Source organism: Achromobacter spanius (genome assembly GCF_002812705.1).
GTDB lineage: Bacteria > Pseudomonadota > Gammaproteobacteria > Burkholderiales > Burkholderiaceae_B > Achromobacter > Achromobacter spanius.
In genome coordinates this window covers 4,080,221-4,098,580 of sequence record NZ_CP025030.1, presented here as the reverse complement: position 1 = coordinate 4,098,580, position 18,360 = coordinate 4,080,221, and the positions used below count along the sequence as shown (strand labels likewise).

Annotated in this window: 11 protein-coding genes; 9 read left to right on the top strand and 2 right to left on the bottom strand. The window is 67.3% G+C overall.

All coding sequences use genetic code 11. The features are described from left to right. Positions 1-264 precede the first annotated feature (264 nt). From CVS48_RS18435 to CVS48_RS18415, 5 genes are read left to right on the top strand one after another with little or no spacing between them, the layout of a single operon-like run. Complete coding sequence (locus CVS48_RS18435; RefSeq protein ID WP_100855694.1) at positions 265-1,029, top strand: endonuclease/exonuclease/phosphatase family protein; 765 nt, start codon at positions 265-267, stop codon at positions 1,027-1,029. Further along, entirely contained in the window at positions 1,026-2,231 is a 1,206-nt protein-coding gene (gene clsB / locus CVS48_RS18430; RefSeq protein WP_100855693.1) for a cardiolipin synthase ClsB, read from the top strand. The genes CVS48_RS18435 and clsB overlap by 4 nt, the downstream gene beginning before the upstream one ends. After that, complete coding sequence (locus CVS48_RS18425) at positions 2,228-3,232, top strand: lysylphosphatidylglycerol synthase domain-containing protein (RefSeq protein WP_100855692.1); 1,005 nt, start codon at positions 2,228-2,230, stop codon at positions 3,230-3,232. Before clsB ends, CVS48_RS18425 begins: the two co-directional genes overlap by 4 nt. After that, the gene (locus CVS48_RS18420) at positions 3,229-4,398 is read left to right on the top strand and encodes a DUF3182 family protein (protein ID WP_100855691.1); all 1,170 of its coding nucleotides are present in this window, start codon (positions 3,229-3,231) and stop codon (positions 4,396-4,398) included. Before CVS48_RS18425 ends, CVS48_RS18420 begins: the two co-directional genes overlap by 4 nt. After that, complete coding sequence (locus CVS48_RS18415) at positions 4,382-5,140, top strand: alpha/beta hydrolase family protein (RefSeq protein WP_100855690.1); 759 nt, start codon at positions 4,382-4,384, stop codon at positions 5,138-5,140. Before CVS48_RS18420 ends, CVS48_RS18415 begins: the two co-directional genes overlap by 17 nt. Positions 5,141-5,186: 46 nt before the next feature. On the opposite strand, the gene CVS48_RS18410 is transcribed toward CVS48_RS18415, so the two are convergent. After that, positions 5,187-5,585, bottom strand: a complete 399-nt coding sequence (locus CVS48_RS18410; RefSeq protein ID WP_100855689.1) for a PRC-barrel domain-containing protein — start codon at positions 5,583-5,585, stop codon at positions 5,187-5,189. 132 nt (positions 5,586-5,717) lie between these two features. Next, entirely contained in the window at positions 5,718-7,487 is a 1,770-nt protein-coding gene (locus CVS48_RS18405) for a thiamine pyrophosphate-requiring protein (RefSeq protein ID WP_100855688.1), read from the bottom strand. Between the two features lie 350 nt (positions 7,488-7,837). Between CVS48_RS18405 and glgA the strand changes: the two genes are divergently transcribed. From glgA to glgB, 4 genes are read left to right on the top strand one after another with little or no spacing between them, the layout of a single operon-like run. Further along, complete coding sequence (glgA, locus tag CVS48_RS18400; RefSeq protein WP_100855687.1) at positions 7,838-9,445, top strand: glycogen synthase GlgA; 1,608 nt, start codon at positions 7,838-7,840, stop codon at positions 9,443-9,445. Positions 9,446-9,459: 14 nt separating this feature from the next. Continuing rightward, the gene (locus tag CVS48_RS18395) at positions 9,460-12,702 is read left to right on the top strand and encodes an alpha-1,4-glucan--maltose-1-phosphate maltosyltransferase (RefSeq protein ID WP_100855686.1); all 3,243 of its coding nucleotides are present in this window, start codon (positions 9,460-9,462) and stop codon (positions 12,700-12,702) included. 18 nt (positions 12,703-12,720) lie between these two features. After that, positions 12,721-16,131, top strand: a complete 3,411-nt coding sequence (gene treS / locus CVS48_RS18390; protein WP_100855685.1) for a maltose alpha-D-glucosyltransferase — start codon at positions 12,721-12,723, stop codon at positions 16,129-16,131. Continuing rightward, positions 16,128-18,359, top strand: coding sequence for a 1,4-alpha-glucan branching protein GlgB (gene glgB, locus CVS48_RS18385; protein WP_100855684.1), 2,232 nt, complete (start codon positions 16,128-16,130; stop codon positions 18,357-18,359). The genes treS and glgB overlap by 4 nt, the downstream gene beginning before the upstream one ends. The last annotated feature ends 1 nt before the right edge of the window (position 18,360 follow it).

Genomic DNA, 18,360 nt, shown 5'->3' with positions numbered 1-18,360 from the left:
CGGGGATTCCGATTGTGCCCCTACGCAAAAGCGGGCACAACCTTGATTTTGCAGATTCAGAATCCGTTTTTTATGTGGGTATGACGCGGCGATTCGATACCGGCCCAGGCAATTTTGACCAGTGCGGGCAGTTCCGGCCACCCGCCCTGCATGGCTACCGTCATGCGTTCCATACCGCCATCCCCCCAATGAAAATCCCCGCAGGTGCCGGCTCAGGCACGAAACTTGCGCAGGGTTGTGGACCCATTTCCCCCCGGAGAGTCCATGCCCGTCCCGACCGACGAATCCCACCGGCGCTTGACGGTATTGACCGTCAATACCCACAAGGGATTCACCAGCTTCAATCGGCGCTTCATGCTGCACGACCTGCGCGAGGCGTTGCGCAAGGCGGCGCCGGATGTGGTGTTCCTGCAAGAAGTCCTGGGCGAGCATCAGGATCATGCCGAACGGCACGAGGCCTGGCCGGCGCTGTCGCAGTATGAATTTTTGGCCGACACGCTGTGGTCGGACTACGCCTATGGGCGCAACGCGGTGTATCCGGCGGGCCATCATGGCAACGCGATCCTGTCGCGCTACCCGATCGAGCGCTATGAGAACCACGATGTCAGCGTGCACGGGCACGAAGGCCGTGGCCTGCTGCATTGCGTGCTGCGCGTGCCGGGCGATGCCCCCGTGCATGCCATCTGCGTCCACCTGGGCCTGCTGGAACGCCATCGCGGCGAACAGCTTGGCCGCCTGTGCGAACTGGTTGCCCGCGAGGTGCCCGACGGCGAACCCCTGCTGATCGCGGGCGACTTCAACGACTGGCGCCTGAACGCCAACCGCTTCATGGCCACCTGCGGCGCGCAGGAGGTCTTCACCACCCGCCTGGGCCGCCCTGCACGCACCTTTCCCGCGCGCTGGCCGCTACTGCGGCTGGACCGCATTTATGTGCGCAACGTGCGGGACTGGCGGCCCGTGCCGCAGGCCTCGCGCGTGTGGTCGCGCCTGTCGGACCACGTGCCCCTGTCGGCGGAGATCGCACTATGACCGCCACTAACTTGGGATGGCGGGAAGGCAACCGCTACACGCTGCTGGAAAACGGCGAGGGCTATTTCCCCGCCGTGAACGAGGCCATTGCCTCGGCCAAGCACGAAGTGCTGGTGGAAACCTTCATCCTGTTCGACGACAAAGTCGGGCAGGCTTTGCAGAAGACCTTGATTGACGCGGCCCGGCGCGGCGTCAGCGTGGACGTGCTGGTTGACGGCTACGGCTCGGACCAGCTCAGCCAGGAATTCATTGGCGCCATGACCGAAAGCGGGGTGCGCTTTCATATCTTCGACCCGCGCCCCCGCCTGCTGGGCGTGCGCACCAATCTGTTTCGCCGCATGCACCGCAAGATCGTCGCGGTGGACGGCGTATGCGCGCTGATCGGCGGCATCAACTTTTCGGCGGACCACCTGGCGGACTTCGGCCCCGAAGCCAAGCAGGACTATGCGGTGCGGGTGGACGGCCCCCTGGCGGCCGACCTGGCCGACTACGCCCGTTCCGCCCTGGGCGGCCGCAAGCCCCCGCGCCGCTGGCGGCGCCCCGCCGCCGCTTCGGTGCCCGAGGGCGACGGCGGCGGGCGCCTGGTGGTGCGCGACAACAATGGCCACACCACCGACATCGAACGCTACTACCGCGCCGGTCTGCGCGCCGCCAAGCAGGACGTGCTGATCGCCAATGCCTATTTCTTTCCCGGCTACCACCTGCTGCGCGACCTGACCAAAGCGGCGCGTCGGGGCGTGCGCGTACGCCTGCTGCTGCAAGGCGAGCCCGACATGCTGGTGGCGCGCCTGGCCGCGACCATGCTGTATGACTACCTGAAGAACGCCGGCGTGGAGATCTACGAATACTGCAAGCGGCCGCTGCACGGCAAGGTGGCTTGCGTGGACGATGACTGGTGCACGGTGGGCTCCAGCAATCTGGACCCCTTGAGCCTGGCCCTGAACCTGGAAGCCAACGTGGTCGTGCGCGACCGTTCGTTGAACAAAGCCCTGCGGGATAGCCTGGACCACCTGATCGCGCAGGACTGCAAGCCCGTGCCCTTCAGTTCCAAGTCCACGCGCGCGCTGCGGCGCTTCTGGGTCGGCGTGGTGGTGTTTCACTTCCTGCGGCGCTTTCCGACCTGGGCAGGCGCCCTGCCGGCGCACAAGCCGCGCCTGCAAACCATCAAACCGCCCGAGCCGGGCGAAAGCGAGGCCGCATGAGGGTCTATCGCACAACGTTCATGCGTTCCCTGCGCCACCGCTGGCCGCGCATCAAGAAGGTGCTGCCCTGGGTAGTTCTGGCCGTGGTGGCCGTGCTGTTGTTCTACTTCGGCCGCTCGGTGGATTGGCCGAAGGTCTGGCAGGCCATGCGCAGCATTCCCGGCGAAGCCATCCTGATGGCGAGCGGCCTGGTGGTGCTGGGCTATCTGAGCTATGCCGCGCTGGACCTGCTGGGCCGCCGCTACACCGGGCACAAGCTGGCCTGGCCCTTGGTGATGGGCATCGCGATGGTGAGCTATGCCCTGAACCTCAGCCTGGGCGTGCTGGTAGGTGGCCTGGGCGCGCGCTTGCGCATGTATGCCAGGCTGGGCTGCCGCAAATCGGTGGCGACCCGCGTGGCCGTCTTCTCGGCCGCGTCGAACTGGATCGGCTATGCCTGGGTGGCGGGCGTGGTGTTCGTCAGCGGCGCGTTGACGGTGCCGAAGGGCTGGGACGTGGGCAGCGGCGTGCTGCGCCTGATTGGCGCCGGCTTGCTGGCGGCAGGCATCGCGTACGTGTGGCTGTGCGCTCGCGCCAGCCGTCGCTCGGCCACCTTCATGGGCCAGCGCGTGACCTTGCCGCGCCTGCGCATGGCGGTGATGCAATGCGTGTTTGCCGGGCTGTCCTGGATGTTCATGGGCGCCGTGGCCTACGTGCTGCTACAGGGCAAGGCGCCCTACCCCCTGGTGCTGGGCATTTTGCTGTGCGCGAGTTTCGCGGCGGTGCTGACGCGCGTGCCGGGCGGGCTGGGCACCACCGAGGCCATCTTCGTGGCCGTGCTGGCGCCGCGCATGCCGTATTCCGAAGCACTGGGCGCGGCCCTGGCCTACCGCGCCTGCTATGCACTGGCGCCCATGTGCCTGGCATTGGCCGCCTTTCCGCTGTTTGAAGCCCTGGCCGCGTGGCGCAAGCGCCGTGCGCCAGCCGACCAGGAACACAACTTGCTCCACCCGCCCTCATGAAACCGTCCCCATCCCCGAGCGACTCCGATAGCGAATCCGACCTGGTGGTGGCATACCCCCGCCGCGCCAACGCCTCCGAGCACGAGGTGGCCTCGCAAGAAGCCATGGCCGTCCGCCTGGCGGCCTTGTTGGGACGCCGTTTTGAACCCGACTACCGGCCCAGCCGGCGCCGCGATGAACCGCCGCCCTACTACGTGCCCGACCGCACCATCATCGGCCCCATCCGCGCGGCCCGGCTGGGCATTACCCGCGCGGCCGACCTGTACGGCGGCGTCGCCCCCTATTCGTTCGTGGCCGGCAAAGCCATCACCCATGGACTGATCGGCCCCCAGGCGAAGGCGCCCAAGGCCTGGGTGGGCGATCTGGCGGATGCGCTGCGCGAGGTGGTGCTAGCGGGCTATAGCGCCTTCACCGTGGCGGATGCCGAAGCCGCCGGGATGCGGATGCTGCAAGACGGGCCGTTGCGCGTCAAACCCACCGACGCCACCGCCGGGCGCGGCCAGGTCGTGGTGCGCAATGCCGAGGAACTGCGCGCGGCGCTGGCGCAGCAATCTCCCTACGCCATGCGCCGGCTGGGCCTGGTGCTGGAAGAAGACTTGGCAGACGTGTCCACCTACAGCGTCGGCTGGGCGCGCGTGGGAAAAATGGAAATTGCGTATGTGGGCACGCAATCGCTCACGCCCGACAACCAGGGCATAGCCGTCTACGGCGGGTCGGTGCTGCGGGTGGCGCGCGGCGGTTTCGATAAGCTGCGTGCCTTGGATCTGACAGACCCCGAACGGCAGGCCGTGGCCATGGCCTGCCAGTACGACACGGCGGTGTCCACCGCCTATCCGCAGTTGTTCGCCTCGCGCCGTAACTACGATGTGGCGTTCGGCACCAACCGCGCGGGCCAAGCGCGGGCCGGCGTGCTGGAGCAGTCCTGGCGGGCGGGCGGCGCAAGTCTTGCCGAGCTGGCCGCGATGCAGGCGTTTGCGCTGTCGCCGTCGCTGACGTCGGTGCGCGCCGCCACCCGCGAACGCTACGGGCGGGACCAGGTGTTGCCAATTCCGCAGCATCTGGTCTTTCATGGCGAGGATTCCGCGGTGGGCCACATCAGCAAGTCGGCCGCCGTGTTGGACGGTTTGGATGACTGGAAGGAGGTTGGCAATGGCCGCGCACAGTAATCCCATCGCGCTGTCGGTTGACGACCAGGTTTTGGACGGCACCTTCCTGACGCCCGAGAACAAGGTACCCGGTGTGCTGTTCATCCATGGTTGGGGCGGCAGCCAGCAGTTTGACCTGTCGCGCGCCAAGGGCATTGCCGCGCTGGGCTGCGTCTGCCTGACGTTCGACCTGCGCGGCCATGCGGCCACGCGCGAGCAGCAATTACAAGTCACGCGCGAAGATAACCTGCGCGACGTGATGGCCGCCTACGACCTGCTTGCCACCCATCCGTCGCTGGATTCGGGCTCGGTCGCGGTGGTGGGCAGCAGCTATGGCGGCTATCTGGCCGCGCTGCTGAGCGGCCTGCGCCGCGTGCGCTGGCTGGCGTTGCACGTGCCCGCCTTGTACCGCGATGAAGAATGGCTGCTGCCGAAAAACCAGTTGAACCGGGAAACGCTGCGCGCCTATCGCAACACCTACGTCGCGCCCGAAACCAACCGCGCCCTGAAAGCCTGCGCGGAATTCAGCGGCGATGTGTTGATCGTGGAAGCCGAGCACGACACCTTCATCCCGCATTCCACCATCATGAGCTACCGCTCGGCGTTCCGCCGCTCGCATTCGATGACCCACCGCATCATCGACGGCGCCGACCACGCGCTGACGGAAAAATCCGCGCAGCGGGCCTATACCTCGGTGCTGGTGAATTGGGTGACTGAAATGGTGACCGGCGCGCGGATCGGGGATCCGCGGCCGGTGCCTTGATGGTAGGCGCCACCCGGGCCATGCGCTGATGGCCCAGGCTGGCGGCTTACCAGTAGATATCCTGCTTGTAATACGTATGCAGGTTACGCGCCCAGGTCTCGTCGGCCATGCTGGGCCAGTTGTCCTTGTCGAAGCCCGGCGCGTTCTTCAGCGTTTCTTCGTCGATGTCCAGCACGAAGCACTTGCGGTCGGTGTCCAGCGTGAGGGCCGCCCACGGAATCGCAAAGAGCTTATCGCCGATGCCCAACACGCCGCCGCGCGACAGCACCGCGTAGGCCACGCGGCCCCGGGGCACATCAATCATGATTTCCTTGATCGAACCCAGATCTTCGCCCGCCGAGTTGTAGACGTCATTGCCTTCCAGCGTGCTTGCGGCCATGACCTCCGGGCCCGGGCCGCCGGGGCTGCTCTTGGGGCCGCCCACGATGTTGGTTTGAGTTTCCATGCTGTGTCTCCTTTGCCGAACATCCGTTCAGCGACTAGGTGGTAGGACCCGCCCTGTCCGCAAACGCCGTGCCCGCCGCGCGGATTTCGCACAGGGTGTTGCACACGGCGCCTGGCCCAGGGCTTGTCTCCGTCAGCTTGCCCACCATTGCTTGATGGTGGCGCGTAGCGCGGCGGCGCCGGTGGCCATGTCTTCCTTGCGCAGTGCAGTCAGGTAGGCCGCAATCTGCTTGGGGGGAATGTGCGGCGGCATCGGCGGCACCTCGGGGTCGGTCACCACTTCCAGCACGGTGGGCCGGCCCGCGTTCAGCGCACGGTCCCAAGCGGGGCCGACGTCGTCGGGTTCGGTCACGCGGATGCCCTCCAGGCCCAGCATGCGGCCATAGTCCGCATACGAGAACGGCGGCAGCCATTGCGAATCCGGAAAACGCGGGTCGCCGCCCATTACGCGCTGCTCCCACGTCACCATGTTCAGATCGCCGTTGTTCAGCACCAGCACCACCAGCGTCGGGTCGGCCCAGTCCTTCCACCGGTGCGCGATGGTGATCAGTTCGTTGATGCCCAGCATCTGCATCGCGCCGTCGCCCACCAGCGCCACGACCGGACGCCCCGGATGGGCCAGCTTGGCCGCCAGGGCGTACGGCACGCCGCAGCCCATGCTGGCCAGCCCGCCCGATACCGATCCCATCATGCCCTCGCGTAATTGCACGTCGCGCGCGTACCAACTGGCCGCGGAACCGGAATCGCAGGTGACGATGCAGTGCGCCGGCAGGCGGCTGGACAGTTCCAGGAAGGGGCGCTGGGGGTTAACGCCCTTGGCCTCGACCATCGCGCGCGCCACCACGGTTTCGCGCCAGCGCGACACCCGCTTTTCTATGCCCTTCACCCAGCGGTCGGACGCCTTGGTCTCCAGCTTGGGCAGCAAGGCCTGCAAGGTCAGGCGGGCGTCGCCCACCAGGCCCATTTCGACCGGATAGCGCAGGCTGAGTTTGCGGCCGTCTACATCAATCTGCACCGCGCGCGCCTGCCCTTCCTTGGGCAGAAACTCGGCATACGGGAACGACGTGCCTACCATCAAGAGCGTGTCGCACTCGTTCATCATTTCCCAACTGGGTTGCGTGCCCAGCAGGCCGATGGCGCCCGTCACATAAGGCAGCGCGTCCGGCACCACGGCCTTGCCCAGCAGGGCCTTGGCCACACCCGCGCCCAGCCGCTCGGCTACCGCGCGCACCTCATCGCCGGCATCCAGCGCGCCCGCGCCCACCAGCATCGCCACGCGCTCGCCCTGGTTCAGGATGGCGGCGGCATTGTCCAAGGCCGCTTCCGGGGGCACCGCCGAGTGCGACGTCAGGCCGATGCCCGTGTGCACCGTGCCATGCTCGCGTGGCGGCGCTTCCACGGCTTCCAGGTCCTGCACGTCGTTGGGAAAAATCAGGCAGGTCACGCCGCGCCGTTCCATGGCGATACGCATGGCGCGGTCCACCATGTGGCGCGCCTGAAGCGGCGACGTGACCATGTGCACGAAGTCATGCGCCACGTCCTTGAACAGGCTGACCAGATCCACCTCCTGCTGATAGTCGCCGCCCAGCGCGCTGCGCGCCTGTTGGCCCACGATGGCCACGACCGGTTGATGGTCCAGCTTGGCGTCGTACAGCCCGTTAAGCAGGTGGATGGCGCCCGGCCCGGACGTGGCCAGGCACACGCCGACCTGCCCCGTGAATTTGGCGTGGGCGCAGGCCATGAAGGCCGCGCCCTCTTCGTGGCGTGCCTGGACGAATTCCAGCTCCTGGTTCTTGCCAAACGCGCCGATCAGGCCGTTGATGCCGTCGCCGGGATAGCCGAACACACGCTGCACGCCCCATTCGCCCAAGCGGGCGAGGACAAAATCGGAAACGGTTTTCAAGTTGGCGCTCCTTGTAGTCGGGATGGCTGGGTCCGAGTGCCGGCCCGTGGGCTTACGGCATACGGGAAGAAGAATCCGGGCGCGCCGCAATCTCCATTCCCGACGCTTCGGTCTCCTCCCGAATGCCGCGTGCCCGACGCTCTACAGACGCAATTTGTTGCACTGCTCCCAAATTTACAAACGTCAGCAAAAACGCCAGCAACCCCGATGCACGCCCTGGCGTCAGCCCGCGCTCAAGCCCGCGCCCGCCCTCACCCCGCCGTCTTGGGCACGCCACTTGCGCATAAGAAAGCCTTACGGAATCGGGCCCACTTTTTCAGCGGCCCTCCGACCTTCCCGGAGCAACAAGCATGGCGACGACAATTCTTATAGTGGCTGCCGAAGCATTCCCCCTGGCAAAGACCGGGGGCTTGGGCGATGCAATCACCGGCATGGCGCGGGCGCTGGTCCAGCGGGGCGTGCCCGCTACCGTCTTGCTGCCCGCTTATCGAGGCGCCGCCAAGCGCCTGGAAGGCGTGCGCGAAGTGGCGCGGCTGGAAGACCTGCCGGGCGGCGACGCCCGCCTGCTGGCCGGGGTATGCCCCGCGTCCGAGCTGCCCTTCCTGTTGCTGGAAAACGATGCGCTCTATGACCGCGCCGGCCTCTATGTGGACGAAGATGGCCAGGAACATCCGGACAATGGGCTGCGCTATGCCGCGCTGTCGCACGCTGCCGTGCGTATCGCACGCGGCGTGCCGGGGCTTGCGCGCCCCGATGTGGTGCATGCGCACGACTGGCACGCGGCGCTGATCCCCATGCTGATGCGCCAGGCGGGCCTGGATGACGTGAAATCCGTGCTGACCATCCACAACATGGCGTTCCAGGGCCAGTTCCCGCTAGAGGATGCCGCCGCTTTCGGCATTGCCCCCGCCTTCCGGGGCGAGCACGCCAGCGTGGCCTGGAACAAGCTGAACTTCATGAAGGCCGGCATCGCCCACGCCGACCGCGTCACCACCGTCAGCCACACCTACGCCCGCGAAATCCTTACCCCGGCATTCGGTTGCGGGCTGGACGGCTTGCTGCGCGAGCGCGCCGCCGACCTGATCGCCATTCCGAACGGCATCGACACCGTGCTGTGGGACCCGGCGCGCGACCCGCACCTGGGCCCCTTGCGCTACACCGCCGCCGATCTGGCCAACAAGCGGCTGTGCAAGACCGTGCTGCAACGCGAATTCGGCTTGGCCGCCGACCCGCAAGCCAGCCTGGTGGTGATGGGCAGCCGCCTGACCGACCAGAAGATGGCCGACGTTGCCGCCGAAGCCTTGCCGCGCGCCCTGGATGCCCACCCGGACATGCAGGTCGCCATCCTTGGCCAGGGCGACCGCCGTCTGGAAGCCGCGCTGAAGGCGCTGTCCGACCGCTACCCGCAGCGCTGCGCCACGCACATTGGCTACAACGAGGCGGGCGCGCATCGCCTGCACGCCGGGGGCGACATCCTGCTGCACGGCAGCCGCTTCGAGCCCTTTGGCCTGACGCCGCTGTACGCCATGCGCTACGGCACCGTACCGATCGGGTCGCGCGTGGGCGGCATGGCCGACACCATCGAAGACCCAGGTACCGACGCGCCACTGACCGCGATGGCGTTCGCCAACGGCCTGTTGTTTGACGGCGACCACCCCGACGCCATGGCCGATGCCTTGTCGCGCGCCATGCACCTGCGCCGTCACCCGACGCTGTGGCGCGCCATGCAGCGCAACGCCATGAGTACCGACTTCAGTTGGCAGCGTGCCGTGGGCGCTTACGAAGACCTGCTTCAAGCCCTGACCGGTCGCGCCGACGCGGACGCGGACGACACCGCTGTGCAAGCCGCCGCGCCGTCCGCCACGCAATCTGCCACGGCTTCCTCGGCCGACCGCGCTGCCGGCACTCGCCAGCGGCGCACCCGGCAGGCCCGCGGCTCCATGCCGATGCCCATCTGATAAGGCGAATGCCCATGGCTGCTGCTTCGACGCCCGTCCCCTCTTTGCCCGCCGCGCTGCGCATCTGCCACGCGCCCCTGGGTTTGCCGGACGGCGCGCCGACGGCAGGCGACCCCGCCACGCTGCAAGCCCGGCTGGCCCGCATCCAGCAAGCCGGCTTCAATGCCGTGCTGATTCCGCCTCCCTGGCTGCGGCCGGCCGATGCGCGCACGCTGGCGCCCATCGATGCCGACCTGAGTCCGGCAGGCGATAGCACCGAGCCCATCACCGAGCGTCTTGGCCGCCAGGCGCGCGCCGCCACGGCGCAAGGCTTGATGCTGATGCTACGGGTAGTGCTGGACCGCGTGTCGGTCGATGCCAGCCCCTCTACCGCGCAGCCCGGCTGGTACCACGCGCCGCCTGACGACCCCGCCCGCGACCCGCGCCTGCCGCTGAGCACCTGGGGCGTGATGGCGCTGAACCGCGAACCGCCCCCCGAGTTTGCCAACGCATGGGCTGAACGACTGCTGCGCTGGGTTGACGCGGGCGTGGCCGGTTTTGTCTTTGAATCGCCGCAGGCCTTGCCCGCCGCAAGCTGGCGCGACCTGCTGGCCCCGCTGCATCAACATGCCACCCCGCCCCGCTGCCTGGCGTGGACGCCCGGCCTGACCCAGCCGCAACTGGACGCGCTGCGCGATGCCGGTTTTGATGGCGTGTTTTCGTCCTTGCCCTGGTGGGACTACAAGTCCGCCTGGCTGGCCGAAGAAGCCGCGCGGCTACAGCGGGTGGCGCCGGTGCTGGCCAGCACGCAGCCGCTGGAAGGCCACGCCCCGAACCGGCCTGACGCGGATATACGCGGCGCCTGGGCCGCCGCCTTTACCGCCAATGGCTGGATGGCGACGGAAACCGAGATCGACGCGCCCACCCAGATTCCAGACATCAACCAATGGCTAAGCGGCCAGGACCTGCCCACGGGGTTGCCCTCGGGGTTGCCCGCGGGGTTGCCTTGCGTGCTGGGCGGCCGCGATGGCCGCGCCACGCTGATCCTGCGCAACACCGCCGACGGCGCCACGGCCGTGCTGGCCCTGAACCCCGCCGACGCCAAGCCCGCCCACATCGATTGGGATGCGGTGGCCCCCAGCCTGCCGCCCGGCGACATCCTGCCCCAACGCATGACGGACGCGCCCGTCCTGGCCGGCGACACGCTGCCGCCCGGCGCCTGCATGCTGCTGTCCGTGACGCCCATGCCGCCCGTGCGCGAGGCCTCGCGCCACCCCGGCCCGCGCACCGAAGGCGGGGCCGGCCTGCGCGTGGCCATTGAAAGCGTATCGCCCGCCGTGGACGATGGCGCGCATCCCGTGAAGTGCACGGTGCATGAGCGCATCACCGTCCAGGCCGACCTGTTGATGGATGGGCACGACCGCATCGCGGGCGAAGTGCGATGGCGCGCCGCCGACGAAGCCAACTGGAAACGCACGCCGCTGAAACTGCTGTCCAACGACCGCTGGCAGGCTAGTTTTCGGCCCCGGCGAATCGGACCGCACGAATTCCAGGTGGCGGCGTGGTTTGACGTTTGGCAGACCTATCACCACGACCTGGAGGTCAAGCACGACGCTGGCCTTGCGCTGCAGCTTGAAGTGGCCGAGGGCATGCAGTTGCTGCGCGAAGCCGACAAACGCGCCAGCCAGCATGCCTATCCCGCCGACAGCGTGGCGGTCGTCAAGCAGGCGTTGAAAACCCTGCCCGACCCGAAGGCGGGCACGGGACCCACCGAGGCGCACATCGCGCTGCTGCTCAGCCCCGAACTGGCCGCTGCCATGCGCGCGCTGGACGCCCGCCCCTTTGAAACCGTGACGCCCACCCCCTACCCCATCTGGGTCGACCGGCCGCAAGCCTGCCATAGCGCCTGGTACGAACTGTTCCCGCGTTCGCAAGCCCGCGAGCCCGGCCGCCACGGCACGTTTGACGACGTGATCGAACGCCTGCCCGACATCCAGGAAATGGGCTTTGACGTGCTGTACCTGCCGCCCATCCACCCCATCGGCCTAAGCAACCGCAAGGGCCGCAACAACGCGCTGACCGCCGGCCCGGACGATGTGGGCAGCCCGTATGCGATTGGTTCGCCCGACGGCGGGCACGACGCCATTGAACCCAAGCTGGGCACGCTGCCCGACTTTTTGCGCCTGGTGCGCGCCGCGCAAGATCACGGTCTTGAAATGGCGCTGGACTTCGCCATTCAATGTTCGCCCGACCACCCCTGGCTGAAAGAGCACCCCGATTGGTTCTCGTGGCGGCCCGACGGGTCGCTGCGCTATGCCGAGAACCCGCCCAAGAAATACCAGGACATCGTTAACGTCTCTTTCTATGGCGGCCCGCCGCGCCGCGCCCGCAAGCTGGCGCTGTGGCGCGCGCTGCGCGACGTGGTGCTGTTCTGGGTGGACAACGGCGTGCGCATCTTCCGCGTGGACAACCCGCACACCAAGCCGCTGCCCTTCTGGCAATGGCTGATAGCCGAAGTGCATGGGCAGCACCCCGACGTGCTGTTCCTGTCCGAAGCCTTTACCAAGCCCAAGATGATGTACCGGCTGGCCAAGGTGGGCTTCACGCAGTCGTACACGTACTTCACCTGGCGCAATGACCGCGCCGAGTTGCAGTCGTATTTGGAAGAAATCTCGCACCCGCCGCCCGCTGATTTTTTCCGGCCGCACTTCTTCGTGAACACGCCCGACATCAACCCGGTGTTCTTGCAGACCTCGGGCCGCCCCGGTTTCTTGATCCGGGCCGCCCTCGCCGCCATGGGCTCGGGCCTGTGGGGCGTCTACAGCGGCTTTGAACTGTGCGAGGCCGCGCCGGTGCCGGGCAAAGAGGAATACCTGGATTCCGAAAAGTACGAGCTGCGCCAGCGCGACTGGCGTGCCCCCGGCAACATCCGCGCCGAGATCGCGCGCCTGAACCAGATCCGCCGCGCCAACCCCGCCCTGCAAACGCATCGCGGCCTGACGTCGGTGCCCAGCGGCAACGACCGCGTGCTGGCCTTCGTGAAGGCCACGCCCGGCTTGGGCAATGTGGTGTTCACCGCCATCAGCCTGGACCCTTTCCACTCGCAAACCACGCATCTGGAGGTGCCCTTCTGGTTGTTCGGTGAAGCCCGGCCCGCGCACCTTGAAGTCGAAGACCTGCTGACGGACAGCCGCGACACCTGGCGCGACGCGACGCGCACCGTGACGCTGTCCCCCGACCAACCCTATCGAGTCTGGCGCCTGTCCCTGCATGGTTGACCGCGCCTGGAGCCCAATATGATCAGTGAAACCCACCCCCAGAAAGATGACGGTCTTTGGTACAAGGACGCCGTCATCTACCAGTTGCATGTGAAGTCGTTCTTCGACTCGAATGACGATGGGGTGGGCGACGTCCCCGGCCTGATCATGAAGCTGGACTACATCGCCAGCCTGGGCGTGAACACGATCTGGCTGCTGCCGTTCTACCCGTCGCCACGGCGCGACGACGGCTATGACATTGCCGACTACCGGGGCGTGCATCCCGACTACGGCACCGTGGCCGACGTGCGCAAACTGATCCGCGAGGCGCATGCGCGCGGCTTGCGCGTCATTACCGAACTGGTGGTCAACCACACGTCGGACCAGCACCGCTGGTTTCAACGCGCGCGCACCTCGCGCCCCGGCTCGGCGGCCCGCAATTTCTACGTGTGGTCGGACAACGACAAGGCCTATGCCGGCACCCGCATCATTTTTTGCGACACGGAAAAGTCCAACTGGACCTGGGACCCCGAAGCCAACGCCTACTTCTGGCACCGCTTCTATTCGCATCAGCCTGACCTGAACTACGACAACCCGCAGGTGCTGAAGGAAGTGCTGTCGGTGATGCGCTATTGGCTGGACATGGGCGTGGACGGGCTGCGCCTGGACGCCGTGCCGTATCTGGTGGAACGCGAAGGCACCAACAACGAAAACCTGCCGGAAACGCACCAGGTGCTGAAGCAGATACGCGCGGTGATTGACCAGGAATATCCCAACCGCCTGCTGCTGGCTGAAGCCAACCAATGGCCCGAGGACGCGCAGGAATACTTCGGCACCGGCGACGAATGCCATATGTCGTTCCACTTTCCGCTGATGCCGCGCATGTACATGGCCATTGCGCAGGAAGACCGCTTTCCCATCACCGACATCATCCGGCAGACGCCGGACATACCCGAAACCTGCCAATGGGCCATCTTCCTGCGCAACCATGACGAGCTGACGCTGGAAATGGTGACCAGCCGCGAACGCGATTATTTATGGAGCGTCTACGCCGCCGACACGCGCGCGCGCATCAACCTGGGCATCCGCCGCCGCCTGGCCCCCTTGCTGGAACGCGACCGCCGCCGGGTAGAACTGATGAACAGCCTGCTCTTGTCGATGCCCGGCACGCCGGTGCTGTATTACGGCGACGAACTGGGCATGGGCGACAACGTGCACCTGGGTGACCGCGACGGTGTGCGCACGCCCATGCAATGGTCGCCCGACCGCAACGGCGGTTTCTCGCGCGCCGACCCGGAACGCCTGCCGCTACCCGTGCTGATGGGGCCGCTGTACGGCTACGAGGCCGTCAACGTCGAGGCCCAGCAGCGCGACCCGCATTCCCTGCTGAACTGGACGCGCCGCATGCTGGCGCAGCGCCGCCAGACCCACGCTTTCGGCCGGGGCACGCTGCGCTTCATCCAGCCCGGCAACCGCAAGATTTTGGCGTACCTGCGGCAATGGAACGACACCATCATCCTGTGCGTGGCCAACCTGTCCAACGCGGCGCAGCCCGTGGAACTGCCGTTGCAAGCGTTCAGCGGCCGCGTGCCGGTGGAAATGCTGGGCGGCACGCCGTTTCCGGCCATCGGCGAACTGCCTTATCTGCTGACGCTGCCGCCTTATGGCTTTTACTGGATGGACTTGAGTTCGGACGCCGCCCCGCCGGGATGGCATGCCAGCGCGCCCGAACAGATGCCCGAGCTGACGACGCTGGTCTTGAAGTCGCGCGGTGGCGCGGCGTTGACGGATGCGTCGCGCAGCACGCTGGAAAAGGAAGTGCTGCCCGAATACCTGGCGCGCCAGCGCTGGTTTCCGGGGTCCACGGCGCCGTCGCGCGCCCGGCTGGCCTACGCCACGCCGTTTCACGCCAATGGCGGTGAATACTACTGGGCCGAAGTGGAACCCGAGGACGGCAGCGGCGACGGCGGCAGCGGCACTGATGCCAACAACGCCAACGCGCCGGTCAATGATCACCCCCTGCGCGTCCAGGCCCCCTTCGTGCTGGTCTGGGACGAAACCGCCCAGGTGCAATACCCCATTGCGCGCGTGCGCCGGGGCGCCGAAGTCGGCACCTTGGCCGACGCCTTCCTGCAACCCGGCTTCGTGCAGGGTGTGATCGAGGCCTTGCGCGCCAGCCAGGCGCTGGACGGGCGCGACGGCGGCAAACCGGGTGACAAGCCCGGCGTCATCCGCTGCCTGCCTGAACCCGCCCTGTCCGACCTGGACTTCGGCGAGGAACCCGCGCTGCAATGGATCAGCGCGGAACAGTCCAACAGTTCCGTCATCGTTGGCGGGCAAGCCATCCTGAAGCTGATCCGCAACGTGCAGCCCGGCATATCGCCCGAAGTGGAAATATCGCGCCACCTGACGCGCGCGGGCTACGCCAACATTCCGGCCTTGCTGGGCGAGGTGCTGCGCGAAGACGTAGACGGCGTGCCCCACACGCTGGCCGTGCTGCACGCCTTCGTCACCAACGAGGGCGACGCCTGGACCTGGACGCTGGACTATCTGAAACGCACGCTGGGCGCCGCGCTGCTGGGCGGCCATAGCCCCGAGGAATTCGAAGCCAGCCTGGAAGGCTATACGGTCATGGCCAGCACCATTGGCCGCCGCCTGGCCGAGCTGCACAACACGCTGGCCCAAACCACGGACGACCCCGCCTTTCCCGTCCACACCGCCACCACGGAAGACGCCCAGGCGCACGCCGCGCGCATCATCGCGCAACTGGATCGCGCCGAACAAGACCTGCGCGCCGCGCAGGACCGGCTGGAGCCGCCGTCGCACGCCTGCGCGCAATGGTTGTTTGAACATCATGGCCGCCTGGTCAAGCAGGTGGACGGCATGGCGCAGGCGCTGACGGGCGCGCCGCTCATCCGCGTACACGGTGACTTCCATCTGGGCCAGGTGCTGGTGGCGCAGACGGACGCCTACCTGATCGACTTCGAAGGCGAGCCCATCCAGACGCTGGAAGCCCGCCGCAGCGTGACGACGCCGTACAAGGACGTGGCCGGCATGCTGCGTTCGTTCGACTATGCCGCCGCGTCGGTGGCCCGTAGCGACCCGATGGGCGGCGCGCCCACCGACGCCAACGCGGGCCCCGGGGATTCGTCCGCCGCCCCGGGCGTGCCGCAGGACTTGCGCGACACGCTGCTGGCGCGCTTTGGCTCGCGCGCGGTCGAGGCCTTCCTGTTGGGCTATCAAGAGGCCGCCTCCACCGCCATCGCGCTGCCCGCCGCGCAAGAAGACACGCTGCTGAAGCTGGCGCAACTGGAAAAAGCCGCCTACGAAGTCAGCTACGAAGCCGCCCACCGCCCGGACTGGATCTCCATTCCGCTGTGTGCCCTGACCGAGCTGGCACGCGAACTCTTGCAAGATGCGGCGATCAGCGCCGAGGAACAATCACGATGAATCGTCATGACAACGGCGCTTCGTCGCCGCCTCCCTTGTCCGCTTCCCCGCCGTCGTCACCGCCGGCAGGCCAGCTTGATCCGGCCAGCTTGCAGGCCTTGGCCACGGGCCAGCACGCGGACCCGTTTTCGGTCCTGGGTCCGCACGACGGCGTGGTGCGCGCGATGGTCCCCGGCGCGCGCGCGGTCGCGGTGGTGACCGCCGACGGCGCGCGTCTGCCGCTGCACGAACAAGCCCAGGGCCTGTACACCGGGGCGGTCCCCGACGCCCGGCCCGGCGACCCGGGCTCGTACCAATTGGCCATCCAGTGGCCCGACACCGAACAAATCACGCCAGACCCCTATGCTTTCGGCCCGGTGCTGTCCGACGCGGATCTGGCTGGGTTAGCCAGCGGCGACTGGCGCGCCGCCTTGTCCGTGCTGGGCGCGCGCCTGGACGAGATGCAGGGCGTGCCCGGCCTGCGCTGCGCGGTCTGGGCGCCCAATGCGCGCCGCGTCGCCGTGGTGGGCGACTTCAATAGCTGGGATGCCCGCCGCCATCCCATGCGCCTGCGCCACGCGGCCGGCGTGTGGGAACTATTCATCCCCGGCGTCATGGCGGGCGATTGCTACAAGTTCGCCATTACCGACAACTCGGGCGCCATCGTATTCAAGGCCGACCCGATGGCGCGCCGCGCCCAGCCCTCGCCGGCCACCGCTTCGGTCGTTGACGACCCCACCCCCTATTCCTGGACGGACGACGCATGGATGTACTCCCGCGCAGAGCGCCAAGCGCGCCACGCTCCCATTTCCATCTACGAAGTGCACGCCGGATCATGGCTCGCGCCCGACGCCGAACGCTGCGTCTGGGACCAGCTCGCCGACAAGCTGCCCGCCTACGCAGAAGCCATGGGGTTCTCGCATGTGGAGCTGATGCCGATCATGGAATATCCCTTCGGCGGCTCCTGGGGATATCAACCCCTGGGTATGTTCGCGCCGTCCGCGCGCTTTGGTCCGCCCGCCGCCTTCGCCCGCTTCGTCGACCGCTGCCACGCCGCCGGTATCGGCGTCATTCTGGACTGGGTGCCCGCCCACTTTCCGAATGACGCCCACGGGCTGGCGCGCTTTGACGGCACGCCGCTGTACGAATACGCCGACCCGCGCGAAGGCTATCACCCCGACTGGAACACGCTGGTCTACAACCTGGGCCGCACCGAGGTCAAAGCCTTCATGATCGCCAGCGCCGTGCACTGGCTGCGGGAATTCCATATTGACGGGCTGCGCGTGGATGCGGTGGCCTCCATGCTTTACCGCGACTACAGCCGCCAACCCGGCGAATGGATACCCAACGTATACGGTGGCCGCGAAAACCTGGAAGCCGTGGCCTTCCTGCGCGAACTGAACAGCACCGTGCGCGAACAAGCGCCGGACGCCATCGTGGTGGCCGAAGAGTCCACCGCCTGGCCGGGCGTGACCGCGCCGGTGGCCGAGGGCGGCCTGGGCTTTCACTACAAATGGAACATGGGCTGGATGCACGACACGCTGCGCTACATGCACGAAGACCCGGTCCATCGCAAATACCATCATCACGACGTCACCTTCGGCATGGCCTACGCCTATTCCGAACGCTTCATCCTGCCGCTCTCGCACGACGAAGTAGTGCACGGCAAGGGCTCCTTGCTGAACAAGATGCCGGGCGACACCGCCACCAAGCTGGCGAACCTGCGCGCCTACCTGGGTTTCATGTGGGCGCACCCCGGCAAGAAGCTGCTGTTCATGGGCGGCGAACTGGCCCAGCCCGCCGAATGGAATCACGACGCCTCGCTGAACTGGAGCCTGCTTGACGACGCCGGCCACAAGGGCGTGCAGCGCCTGGTGGCCGACCTGAACCGGCTGTATCGTGAATCGCCCGCGCTGCACGAGCAAGACACCGACCCCGACGGCTTTGCCTGGCTGGTCATGGACGACGCCGACAACAGCGTGGCGGCGTTCCTGCGCCGGGGCCGCTCGTCCTTGATGCTGGCCGTCTGCAACTTCACCCCCGTCGCCCGCCACGGCTACCGCGTCGGCGTGCCCCTGGGCGGCCGCTGGGCCGAATCCCTGAACACCGACGCCGGCTGGTACGGCGGCTCGGGCCAAGGCAACCAGGGCGCGGCGCAGTCTTCCGACCAGGCCGCCCACGGCCACGCCCAGTCGCTATCGCTGACCTTGCCGCCGCTTGCCACCCTGTTCTTCACGCACCAAGGCTGAA